This window comes from Mesorhizobium sp. M5C.F.Ca.IN.020.32.2.1 (assembly GCF_004023105.1).
Taxonomy (GTDB): Bacteria; Pseudomonadota; Alphaproteobacteria; order Rhizobiales; family Rhizobiaceae; genus Mesorhizobium; species Mesorhizobium wenxiniae.
This window is the reverse complement of the sequence record NZ_RZSX01000104.1, coordinates 1-10,914: the sequence shown is the minus strand read 5'-3', so window position 1 is coordinate 10,914 and position 10,914 is coordinate 1. Positions and strand designations below refer to the sequence as shown.

General features: G+C 61.3%; 13 protein-coding genes and 3 tRNA genes. 9 read left to right on the top strand and 7 right to left on the bottom strand.

What is annotated here, in order from left to right; translation table 11 throughout:
- Nucleotides 1–256 precede the first annotated feature (256 nt).
- Entirely contained in the window at nt 257–475 is a 219-nt protein-coding gene (locus EOA86_RS39295) for an RNA-binding protein (protein ID WP_206523415.1), read from the bottom strand.
- Nucleotides 476–624: 149 nt separating this feature from the next.
- Entirely contained in the window at nt 625–1,020 is a 396-nt protein-coding gene (locus tag EOA86_RS07865; protein ID WP_164891615.1) for a hypothetical protein, read from the bottom strand.
- A 215-nt stretch (nt 1,021–1,235) separates the two neighbouring features.
- Between EOA86_RS07865 and EOA86_RS07860 the strand changes: the two genes are divergently transcribed.
- Complete coding sequence (locus tag EOA86_RS07860) at nt 1,236–1,550, top strand: hypothetical protein (protein WP_127212404.1); 315 nt, start codon at nt 1,236–1,238, stop codon at nt 1,548–1,550.
- A gap of 278 nt (nt 1,551–1,828) precedes the next feature.
- Here the strand turns inward: EOA86_RS07860 and EOA86_RS07855 are convergent.
- Nucleotides 1,829–1,904: transfer RNA gene (locus tag EOA86_RS07855), tRNA-Thr, on the bottom strand.
- Nucleotides 1,905–2,058: 154 nt separating this feature from the next.
- Between EOA86_RS07855 and EOA86_RS38505 the strand changes: the two genes are divergently transcribed.
- Nucleotides 2,059–2,226, top strand: a complete 168-nt coding sequence (locus tag EOA86_RS38505; RefSeq protein ID WP_164891614.1) for a hypothetical protein — start codon at nt 2,059–2,061, stop codon at nt 2,224–2,226.
- A gap of 231 nt (nt 2,227–2,457) precedes the next feature.
- Here the strand turns inward: EOA86_RS38505 and bhcR are convergent, their stop codons facing one another.
- On the bottom strand, nt 2,458–3,279 hold the full coding sequence (gene bhcR, locus EOA86_RS07850) for an HTH-type transcriptional regulator BhcR (RefSeq protein WP_128341147.1): 822 nt from the start codon (nt 3,277–3,279) through the stop codon (nt 2,458–2,460).
- 204 nt (nt 3,280–3,483) lie between these two features.
- Here bhcR and gcl point away from each other — a divergent pair, with 204 nt between their 5' ends.
- Genes gcl through EOA86_RS07835 form a run of 3 tightly spaced genes read left to right on the top strand, consistent with a single transcriptional unit; the run spans nt 3,484 to nt 7,003 of the window.
- Nucleotides 3,484–5,265: a glyoxylate carboligase gene (gcl, locus tag EOA86_RS07845; RefSeq protein WP_128341146.1), complete on the top strand. Its 1,782-nt coding sequence runs from the start codon at nt 3,484–3,486 to the stop codon at nt 5,263–5,265.
- Nucleotides 5,266–5,283: 18 nt separating this feature from the next.
- Nucleotides 5,284–6,081, top strand: coding sequence for a hydroxypyruvate isomerase (gene hyi, locus EOA86_RS07840; RefSeq protein WP_128341145.1), 798 nt, complete (start codon nt 5,284–5,286; stop codon nt 6,079–6,081).
- Nucleotides 6,068–7,003: a 2-hydroxy-3-oxopropionate reductase gene (locus tag EOA86_RS07835; RefSeq protein WP_281035641.1), complete on the top strand. Its 936-nt coding sequence runs from the start codon at nt 6,068–6,070 to the stop codon at nt 7,001–7,003. Before hyi ends, EOA86_RS07835 begins: the two co-directional genes overlap by 14 nt.
- A gap of 73 nt (nt 7,004–7,076) precedes the next feature.
- Here EOA86_RS07835 and EOA86_RS07830 read toward each other — a convergent pair whose 3' ends face one another.
- Complete coding sequence (locus EOA86_RS07830; protein WP_128341143.1) at nt 7,077–7,928, bottom strand: RNA methyltransferase; 852 nt, start codon at nt 7,926–7,928, stop codon at nt 7,077–7,079.
- A 198-nt stretch (nt 7,929–8,126) separates the two neighbouring features.
- Here EOA86_RS07830 and EOA86_RS07825 point away from each other — a divergent pair.
- From EOA86_RS07825 to EOA86_RS07810, 3 genes are all read left to right on the top strand, one after another.
- Nucleotides 8,127–8,211 (top strand) — tRNA-Tyr (locus tag EOA86_RS07825).
- Between the two features lie 71 nt (nt 8,212–8,282).
- Nucleotides 8,283–8,356 (top strand) — tRNA-Gly (locus EOA86_RS07820).
- Nucleotides 8,357–8,777: 421 nt separating this feature from the next.
- Nucleotides 8,778–9,017 (top strand): GlsB/YeaQ/YmgE family stress response membrane protein, encoded by a 240-nt coding sequence (locus EOA86_RS07810; protein WP_245497167.1) that lies wholly within the window; start codon nt 8,778–8,780, stop codon nt 9,015–9,017.
- A gap of 66 nt (nt 9,018–9,083) precedes the next feature.
- Here EOA86_RS07810 and EOA86_RS07805 read toward each other — a convergent pair whose 3' ends face one another.
- Nucleotides 9,084–9,488, bottom strand: coding sequence for a GFA family protein (locus EOA86_RS07805; protein ID WP_128341149.1), 405 nt, complete (start codon nt 9,486–9,488; stop codon nt 9,084–9,086).
- 56 nt (nt 9,489–9,544) lie between these two features.
- Nucleotides 9,545–10,480, bottom strand: coding sequence for a DMT family transporter (locus tag EOA86_RS07800; RefSeq protein WP_128341142.1), 936 nt, complete (start codon nt 10,478–10,480; stop codon nt 9,545–9,547).
- Nucleotides 10,481–10,787: 307 nt separating this feature from the next.
- On the opposite strand from EOA86_RS07800, the gene EOA86_RS07795 reads away from it, so the two are divergent.
- Nucleotides 10,788–10,914, top strand: a 127-nt coding sequence (locus EOA86_RS07795; protein ID WP_244571411.1) for a GTP-binding protein, incomplete at its 3' end; no start/stop codon positions are given.

The window sequence follows — 10,914 nt, the reverse complement described above, 5'->3', positions numbered from 1 at the left end:
CAACTGGAATTCATTGACCCGTGAGGCCCGGGTGCTGAAATCGCGGCGTTGACGCTCGAGACGATAGCAAACAGAGCGCGTTCCGTGGGCAAGCTCAAACGGACGAACGATGGAACATTGCGCTGACTTAGAAGTTGGGGATTGGGTGAATCTAATGCAAAATTTGCCCCGTCGGACCCACCATCTCCGTGGGTTTCGGGCCAGTTCCGGACCTCGCAACGGAACGGGCTCTTTTATAAAGCGCAGCGCCTAAAGTTCACGCACTGGCCGTGCAGCGCTTCGAAAGCGCTTGCCACAACTCTGTTTCGTCTGTGAAGCCGTTCTCGAAAGCTTCAATAACTTGGCAGGCGAGCCGTTCCCTCTGGTCCCGGTCTTTAAGGGCCAGACGACGCTCTTGGCACAGCTGGTCGAATACCTTCTGGAGAAGGTCCAGGTCGGTCGACGTGAATACGCTGCTGTATTTTGAGAAGGCCATAACACTCTCCTCCCTCGTCGGGCGAAAGCGTGATCTGCTCTTTCAAACGTCCGTTTGCCTCGGTTTGGTGCGGACGACGCTTCACCATACGCCCTTGTGGCGGCACAGCCAATTATATTCAGAAATTCGAAACTGACCCACTCCTAATGCTAAAGGGTTTTGCCGGCGCGCATCATGGCACGCGCGATAGCGAGTTGCGTCAAAACCTTGGCGTTTTCGTTTTGCGGCCGCAATGAGCCTACGCAGGCGCCGCAGGACTTGGCCACGTGCGCGAGATCGCCGTGCTCCAGTGCGCTTTCGCCACTGGTCAGAGCGATTGTCATGACGGGATCTGTCCAAGCCCTCTCGCCCCACCGGATGATAATGAGGCGATTTCGCAACTGTTTCCCGACCTGAGGCAATGTTTGGGAACGGCAAGCAGACTTGAGGGCATCATCAATATACTGCTCGCGGTCGTTGCGGGCGTCTTGTTGTTCGGTCGGGAGGCAATGACCAGCGGCCTGCAGCGCTTCGCCGTCGTCGCGGTCGCCATCTTCGCAATTCACCTCGTCCTCATAGGAGTCCGCGCAATCCTGTCGTGGATCGGGACCGAGTGGCGTGCTGCGGGGAACACCGAAGAACGTCTGTCCATCGCCTTCGCCACCGCGGCCGGATGCACCCTCGTGCCTCTGGCGCCTACGTCCTGTGGCTGTGGGTCGCCGGTGCGGAGAACCCGATTTCGACCGCTGCGTAGAGCTGGCTCGGGTGGGCCTGGATCGGATTGCTTCTGCTCCTGATGGCGGGCTACGGCATCTACGGCCTCCGCTGGCTGTCCGGACACTGGAGCGAGGGCCCGGGCATCGTCGGCTACCGACTGCGGGTATTCCTGCGAGGCTACCTCGAGTTCCTCGGCGGCCCTGTCACCTTTCCGGTCCGCAAGTGGCGCATCCGGCGCGAGGCGGGTTCGGGAATGGCTGTCAAGCTTGTGCCCGCTGCCTACACGACTGTCCTCGGCCTTGTCGTGTCGTTCAAGACGGTGTCCCTCAGCATCCTTGCTGCCTACGGTCTTCTCTCCAGTCTTGGCATCGTCGACTAGTGGACCACCTACGCACGATTTCGGCCGAGCAGGTCCGGCGCATTAGCGATGCATGTCAGCGCCATAGGCCACTGACCCGACGCCCCACCACAAAGACCGGAGACCCCGCTTCGGCGGGCTTTTTCGTGGCTCGCGTTGCATCCGTGCTGCATGGAATAAACAGCAACACGTTGAAAAGCCCGCAAATCAGCGGTTTTCAATGTAACGTGTTGCCACATGAAAAACCGCCCATGTGGCCGCGCTCTTCCCATGAAGTATTTGATTATATTGGTTTTTGCTGGTGCCCCCGGACGGAATCGAACCGCCGACCTTCGGTTTACAAAACCGCTGCTCTACCAGCTGAGCTACAAGGGCACGGCGCTCCGGTTAGCATATTTGTTGCGCCAGTAAAGACAAAACTCTGTTTTGCCCGTGAGTGCGCGCCGGAGCTTCCGGCGCGGGCATCCTGAAAACGGCCAATTCGCCTCCTATATTGATCGAGGGTGCAAACGCATAGGCGAGGGTTCGCATGATCAGACTTGTCGTCATTGCTCTGGTCGTCGTCGTGGCCTCGATTCTCCTGGTGAATCTCATCAAGGATCTGAAGAGCGCCAATGTCGACTGGACCGGCGTCACCACTATCATCGGCTTCATCGCGCTCGCCTTCTGGCTGCGCCATATCACCGGCATGGGCTGAGGCCCTCCGCCGGCGGACTATTGACCGGCACTCTTCGCCGGTCGCAATTGCGCGCCTGATTGCAATGTTCAGACCGGCCGCTTTTGCGCTTGCGAAAAAATCCAAAAAATCATCGAACCTTTTTCCTTGCTGCAACGACTGATCGTCAAGAGGCGGATGGATCGCCTCTCTCACAACGCAGCAAAGAGATTATCATGTTCAAGCGCACCATCGTTTCCGGCCTCTTCGCCCTCAGGCCGGCCTGATTCCGCCGATCATCATCGTCACCGCCGCTGCTGCATCATGCACCAGCGGGCCGATCTCGGCCAGCCGCTCCGGCGTCACCCGCACCGTCGGTCCCGAAACCGATACGCCGCCGATCGGCTCGCCGAACTCGTTGAAGATGGCGGCGGCCACGCAGCGCATGCCGGGGTGCCGCTCCTCGTCGTCGACCGACCAGCCGCGCAGCTTGATGACCACCAGATCGCGGGCCAGCGCCGAGATGTCGGACAGCGTGTTTTCGGTGAAGCGCTCCAACCCGGCCCGGCGCAGGATGGCGCCGACGCGTTCCGGCTCGAGATGCGCCAGCACCGCCTTGCCGATGCCCGACGCATGGAAGGAACTGCGCGTGCCCGGCCGAAAGAAGGCGCGGATCGCCTGATGCGTCTCGACCTGGCTGACGAAGACCACGCAATCGTCCTCGGCGACGCCGAGATTGGCGGTCTCGCCGGTCTTCTCCATCAGTTCCTGCATGACGATACGGGCGCGATCGACCAGCTTGCGGCGGCGCAGGAACGCCGCACCCATGCGATAAGGCCCGACGACGATGGACCACAGCTGGTCGGTGCTGTCGAACTCGACCATGCCGTGGTTTTCCAGCGTCGTCAGCATGCGGTAGGCGGTGGATGCCGCAAGGTCGCTCTGCGCGGCGATCTCGCTCAGCGACAGCCCGCTGCCTTCGGCGACGATGGCCAGAATGCGCAGCGCCCGGTCGAGCGACTGCACCGAAGCGGCGTCGGACGGACCGTGGAAGGCACGCGGACGTCCGCGCTGGCGTTTTCCGGTGGTTTCCATGGGGCATTCTTGCCGATCTCGCGTCGAATACGCAATGAAAAAGTTTTCCACTGATCTGCCAAGCCGAACCTATGGAAAATGGATCGTTCAATGAAATCAATCGCTAGCCGTCACTTCTTAGAAATGAAAAAATATTTTGAAAAAATTGAAAAATAGTCGGCGCACTGGCATTCTCGGCCATCAACAAATTCCGTGGAGGCGGACATGGCAAGGATGCGCGCGGTCGACGCAGCGGTTCTCGTTCTCGAAAAGGAAGGCATCTCCTGCGCCTTCGGGGTGCCGGGCGCGGCGATCAATCCGTTTTATTCGGCGCTGAAGGCGAGGGGCACCATCCGCCACATCCTGGCGCGCCATGTCGAGGCGGCCTCGCACATGGCCGAAGGCTATACCCGCGCTAAATCAGGCAATATCGGCCTGTGCGTCGGCACTTCGGGTCCGGCCGGTACAGACATGATCACCGGGCTCTATTCGGCCGCGGCCGATTCTATCCCGATCCTCTGTATCACCGGCCAGGCGCCGCGCGCGCGTCTCAACAAGGAGGATTTCCAGGCCGTCGACATCGCCGCCATCGCCGCGCCTGTCGCCAAATGGGCGGTCACCGTCATGGAACCCTATCTGGTGCCGATGGCGCTGCAGAAGGCGTTCCACTTGATGCGCTCGTCGCGGCCCGGTCCGGTCCTGGTCGATCTGCCGGTAGACGTGCAACTGGCCGAGATCGAGTTCGACATCGATGCCTATGAGCCACTGGTGCCGTTCAAGCCGGCGATGTCGCGCAGCCAGGCCGAGAAAGCCTTGGCGATGCTCAAAGCGGCGGAAAAGCCTGTCATCGTCGCCGGCGGCGGCATCATCAACGCCGATGCTTCGGACCTGCTGATCGAGTTCGCCGAAGTCGCTGGCGTGCCTGTGATCCCGACGTTGATGGGCTGGGGCGCGATCCCCGACGACCACCGGCTGATGGCCGGCATGTGCGGGCTGCAGACGTCGCATCGCTACGGCAACGCAACGATGCTCGAGGCCGATTTCGTCTTCGGCATCGGCAATCGCTGGGCCAACCGCCACACTGGCTCGATCGACGTCTACACCAGCGGCAAAAAATTCATCCATGTCGATATCGAGCCGACCCAGATCGGCCGTGTCTTCGCGCCGGACCTCGGTGTCGTCTCGGATGCCGGCGCGGCACTGAAAATGCTGCTCGACGTCGCCACGGAATGGAAGACGGCGGGGAAATTGCGCGACTGGTCGGGCTGGGCCAAGGCATGCCAGGGCCGCAAGAAGACGCTGAAGCGCAAGACGCATTTCGACCAGGTGCCGCTGAAGCCGCAGCGCGTCTATGAGGAGATGAACAAAGCATTCAGCCGTGACACCACTTATGTCACCACGATCGGCCTTTCGCAGATCGCCGGCGCGCAGTTCCTGCATGTCTACAAGCCGCGCAACTGGATCAATTGCGGCCAGGCCGGACCGCTCGGCTGGACGCTGCCGGCCGCACTTGGCGTTCGCGCCGCCGATCCGCAGCGCAACATCGTCGCGCTGTCCGGCGACTATGATTTCCAGTTCATGATCGAGGAACTGGCGGCCGGCGCGCAGCACAGATTGCCCTATATTCATGTCGTTGTGAACAATGCCTATCTCGGACTGATCCGCCAGGCGCAGCGCGGCTTTTCGATGGATTTCGAGGTCAGCCTCGCCTTCGAGAACGTCAACCGGAAAGACGACCCTGAAGCTGGCTACGGCGTCGACCATGTCGCCGTCGCCGAGGCGATGGGCTGCAAGGCGGTCCGGGTGCGCAGGCCGGAGGAATTCGCCGGCGCCTTCAAGCAGGCGCAGCGCCTGATGAAGGAGCACCAGGTTCCCGTCGTGCTCGAATTTATCCTCGAACGCGTCACCAACATTTCGATGGGCACCGAAATCGACAAGATCACCGAATTCGAGGAGCTTGCCGAGAGCCACGAGGATGCCCCCACGGCGATCGTCATGCTTGATTAGACTCTCGGAGAAAAAAGAATGCCGCGTTTTTCAGCCAATCTTTCGATGCTCTTTGGCGAGCACGAGTTTCTCGATCGCTTCGAAGCCGCCGCCCACGCCGGCTTCAGGGGTGTCGAATATATCGGGCCTTACGACCATGCGCCGGAGGTGGTTGCGGCGAGGTTGAAGAAGAACGGCCTGACGCAGGTGCTGTTCAACCTGCCAGCCGGCGATTGGGGCAAGGGCGAGCGCGGCATCGCCGTGTTGCCGGATCGTGTGCCCGAGTTCCGGCAAGGCGTCGCCAAGGCGATCACCTACGCGCATGCGCTGGGCTGCGAACAGGTCAACTGCCTCGCTGGCATTGCGCCGCAGGGCGTCGACCGGAGCTTGCTGGAAGACGTCTTCGCCGAAAACCTGGCTTTCGCGGCGGAGAAGCTGGAGCAGGCCGGCATCAGGCTGTTGATCGAGCCGATCAACACGCTCGATGTTCCCGGCTTCTTCCTGAACTATTCGGATCAGGCTCTGGCGCTCATCGACCGCGTCGGCTCGAAGAACCTGTTCCTGCAATACGACATCTACCACATGCAGATCATGGAGGGGGATCTCGCCCGCACCATCGAGGCAAACCTCGACCGCATTGCGCATATCCAGCTTGCGGACAATCCCGGCCGTCATGAGCCGGGGACGGGCGAGATCAATTTTCCTTTTTTATACAACCACATCGACCGCATCGGCTATTCCGGCTGGGTCGGCGCGGAATACAAGCCGAAGGGCGGGACGGAAGCCGGGCTGGGCTGGTTCAGGAAATTTGCAGGGCCGGGCAGTGCGGCGGCGTAGGGCAGGCCGGGGATTATCGAAACGGAGAACAACAATGGACACCATCGGCTTCATCGGCCTCGGCATCATGGGGGCGCCGATGGCGGGGCATCTGTTGGGCGCCGGCTATCAGGTCGTCGCCAGCGACCAGCGCTCGAAGCCGCAGGCCGATCTCGTCGCCAAGGGCCTGAAGACCGTCTCCGGCCACCACGCCGTGGCCCAGGCCGCCGACATCATCATCACCATGGTGCCTGACACCCCGCAGGTGGCCGAAGTGCTGTTCGGGGAGAACGGCGTCGCGTCCGCCCTCACTAATGGCAAGCTGGTCATCGACATGAGCTCGATCTCGCCGATCGAGACCAAGGCTTTCGCAAAAAAGATCAACGATCTCGGTTGCGACTATCTCGATGCGCCGGTGTCGGGCGGCGAGATCGGCGCCAAGGCCGCGTCGCTGACCATCATGGTCGGCGGCGAGGAAAAGGCCTTCGAACGCGCCAGGCCGGTGTTCGAAAAGATGGGCAAGAACATCACGCTGGTCGGGCTGAATGGCGTCGGCCAGATCACCAAGGTCGCCAACCAGATCGTCGTTGCGCTGACCATTGAAGCGGTCGCCGAAGCCCTTGTTTTCGCATCGAAAGCCGGCGCAGATCCGGCCAAGGTGCGGCAGGCGCTGATGGGCGGGCTGGCCGCCTCGCGCATTCTCGAAGTGCACGGCGAGCGCATGATCAAGCGCAGCTTCGCGCCGGGCTTCCGCATCGAACTGCACCAGAAGGATCTTAACCTGGCGCTGGAAGAGGCCAAAGCGCTCGGCGTTTCGCTGCCCAACACCTCGACGACGCAGCAATTGTTCAACTCCTGCGCGGCCAATGGCGGCGCCAAGGAGGATCACTCCGCGCTGGTCAGGGCGCTGGAGCGGATGGCGGGACATGGGCTAGGGGAGTAGGGCAGTAGGGGGAGGTCAAAATTCACGGCATCCGACAAACTGCACTTCCCTACTCCCTTATTGCCCTATTCCCCTACTGCCCTAAAAATTTCCTCGCTGCATAAAGGCTCACCGCTGCGGCGTTCGAGACGTTGAGCGAGCGGATGGCGCCGGGCATGTCGAGCCGGGCGAGCGTCGTCACTGTTTCGCGGGTCTTCTGGCGCAGGCCTTTGCCCTCGGCGCCGAGCACCAGCGCGATCTTTTCTCCCGAAAAACTCTTTTCGAGTTCCGCCGGTCCGTCCGAATCGAGGCCGATGGTCTGGAACCCGGCCTCGTGCAATTGCCCGATCGCCTCCGCGAGGTTTTTCACCTCGATCTGGTCGATATGCTCCAGTGCGCCGGAGGCCGATTTCGCCAGCACGCCGGATTCATGCGGGCTGTGGCGCGCCGTGGTGATCAGCGCGCCGGCGCCGAAGGCGACCGCCGAGCGCAGGATCGCACCGACATTGTGCGGGTCGGTGACCTGGTCGAGCACCAGTACCAGCGTCGTATCGCCGAGCGCATCGAGCCGCTTGGGTTTTAGCGGCTCGGCCTCGATCAGCACGCCTTGATGGACGGCGTCGGAGCCGGTGACCTTGTCGATGTCTTTTGGCTCGACCAGTTCCGTCTTGAAGGGCAGGGCGGCGAGGTCGGCGATCGCCAGCCGCTCGGCGGCGTTGCGCGTTACCAGCATCTTCTTGATCCGCCGGCGCGGATTGTCGAGTGCTGCCCGCACCGTGTGCAGGCCGTAAAGCCGCACCAGGCCGTCCGCTGCTGTCTCTCCTGGCGGCACCGGCTGGCGCGGCCTGAACGCCGGCGCGCCGCCGCTCTTCTCGTCGCGATGCGCCCGGCGCAGCCTGGCGTAGTGGGTGTCTTTCGGGGTTTTGGGCTTGTTGTCGTTGCTCATGGCCGGTTCTATAGCCGTGTCGTCTGTCTAAGGATACAGCCGGATACACTGCTCGGCGGGCCGTCCGGAATTCAACGCGTTTTGCCGGGACGTTACGGTTGACAGTTTTGGGCGCTGCCGCCATAAGGCGCTTCGCGAAGGGCTGCTCACGCGGTCGCGACGCGTCGATGCCTCGTTGCATGGCTCCGGCGGCAGACTGGAGAGGTGCCCGAGTGGTTAAAGGGGACGGACTGTAAATCCGTTGGCTATGCCTACGTTGGTTCAAATCCAACCCTCTCCACCACTGCCGGCCCGGAAGCCCTGAAACGCAAAGCATCGGACCGAAAAGTGCATAGCGGTTTTCGGGCGAAATGCGCGGGTATAGCTCAGTGGTAGAGCAGCAGCCTTCCAAGCTGAATATGCGGGTTCGATTCCCGCTACCCGCTCCAGATTTCCACACGCAAGATCAAAGTGCCAGAACTCAAGGTGCTAGAGCATTGCGCGCCCGGTGGACGCGCAGGGCTCCAACTCGCTGGCTGTTGAACGCGGAAGCGATCTGATGCTGTTGCGGCACCTGTCCGTTCGGCGCAACTGATCGACGACGGGCCCGGCAAAGCCGCGGATAGTTGCTTGAGCAAGTCCTGCTCGTTCCGCCCTGTCCTTTGCGCGATCTCGCGAATGATCTGTGGGTCCAGCGCATTGCCCGGGCCATTGGCCTGCCGTTCCATCTCCACAATCACGCATCCGGCCGAATTTCAAGCTGGTTGAGCTTTCTGTAATCATGAAATTCAAGTTGTCTTGAGCTTCGCTTAATAATGTGGAAGTAATCGGTTGCGGGGAATGGAGAGGAAAATGTCAATATGAAGCTGGATCATCCTTGGCGCCATCGCCGGCTTTATAGGCAGCAAGATCGGCAACAAGAGCGGGCAGGGCCTTGTTCTTGATATCGTACTCGGGATTGTCGGCGCTGTTGTCGGCGGCCTGATCTTCAGCGCCTTCGGCGCGTCAGGCGTTACCGGCCTCAACATCTACAGCCTGATCGTCGCCGTGCTGGGATCGGTGGTCGTTCTGTGGGCCTATCACCAGTTCACCGGGAACCGGGCTCTTTAGAAATTAGAAGCCAGGCAGAGCTGTCGCTTCGGCAGCCTGCCTGACGGCAGCCACATCGCCAGGTTCTTATTCAGCACCTTCGGCGACATGCTCTTCATATTGGGGCAGGTCATCGGTGATTGTGAACCACTTCGCCTTGGAGCCGACAAAGATGTGCTGCGTCGGACGGATGGTCGGCTCGTAGACGAGGGTTCCCATGGCGACGTGCACGAAGGCGCCGTCGCGGACGACCGAATAGAGCAATGAGCCGCAGGTCTTGCAGTGCCTGTCATGGCAGGCCTCGTCGCCAAAGGTCAGGAGGTTGTCCTCGCCTTTGGTCAGGTTCAGTCTCTCACGCTGGATGCCGGCAAACGGCTTGAATGCTGAACCGGTGGTGCGCCGGCAGTTCGAGCAGTGGCAGTTGGCGGCGTAGATGAACTCGTCGGCCACCGCGTATTGCACGGCGCCGCACAGGCATTTTCCGGCAAGCATGCGGTTGCTGGCATTCTGGTTGCTTACGTTCAGGCTGCTTTCATTCTCTTGGCTTGTCACGGGTTTCTCCACTCAGCCGACCGTTCCTGGTGCAGTTCCGAGGCCCAGGCCACCACGGTCAGACGGCGCCTGCGCTCGTCGAGCGACACGATGGTCAGCCCGCTGGCCACCACCAGCAGGATGCCGCCGATCGCCAGCGCGTTCGGCAATTGCTGGAACACCACCAGACCCGAAATGACCGCCCAGACGGTGAAGCAGTAATAGAACGGCGCCACCACGCCGGTCGGCCCGACGCGATAGGCCATGAAGATGAAGAAGTGGCCGAAGATCAGGAACAAGCCGGCCCCGGCCATCAGCAGCAAATGATGCGTCTCGGGCATCACCCAACGCTCGGACATCAGATGCGCAGCGCCTGAGCCGACCAGCACCACCACCACTGCGGAAATTGCGACGATCATTCCAGGCACATCGGCGGCGACCCGCCGTCCGGCGAGATCGCGCGCGGCGGCGAAAGCCGCGTTGCCGAGCGCCAGCAAGGCGTAGACCGAGATACCCTGCATGGTCGGCTGCGTCACCATCACCGCTCCGATGAAGCCGAGCCCGATGAGCGCCGTGCGCAGCCCCCCGATGCGTTCCCGGAACAGGACCGAGGAGCCAATCAGCATGAGCAGGGGAGTGATCTGCCCCAAGGCGGTCGAATCGGCGATCTGCATGTTGGCGAGCGCCACGACGTAGCAAAGGATTGCCGCCAGCTCGAGCAGGTTTCTCTGTAACACTCTCCTGTCGAGGATCAGCGGGATCTGCTTGGCGTAACCTAACGAAAGCAGCAACGGGATGCCCCACAGCGTTGCCGCCGCCCCGCGCAGAAACAACACCTCATAAGGTGGCAGCCCCACCGTCGCCAGCTTCATCATGGTGTCGTTGACGACATAGGATCCGGTCGAGAGGATCATGAACAGCGGGCCGCGGATGGCGATCGGAATGAATTGCATCGGATCAGGAAATCAGACCGGCGCCACACCGGCAATGGGCCAGATCCGGCTGTAAATCCGGCACGGCGAACAGGCCGAAGCGGCGATATCCACCCGTTGAATGCGGATACCTGCGGAACCTATCTTCGGCCATTCCATTCCTTCTTGTTCGTTCCTATATCCGCGCCACATCCCCGAAAACCGGATCATGGGTTCAGACCGGGTGAGAAAGCCCCCGGCCACAAGGCACTTGTGTTTTTCGGCCGTTGTCGCTAAGCGCCCCGCATTCGACTGAACTGAAGGTCCAGGCCGTCCAAGGAAAGAGACTATGGCAAAAGGTAAATTCGAGCGTACAAAGCCTCATGTGAACATCGGCACGATTGGCCATGTCGATCATGGCAAGACGTCGCTGACGGCGGCGATCACCAAGTATTTTGGCGAATACAAGCGCTACG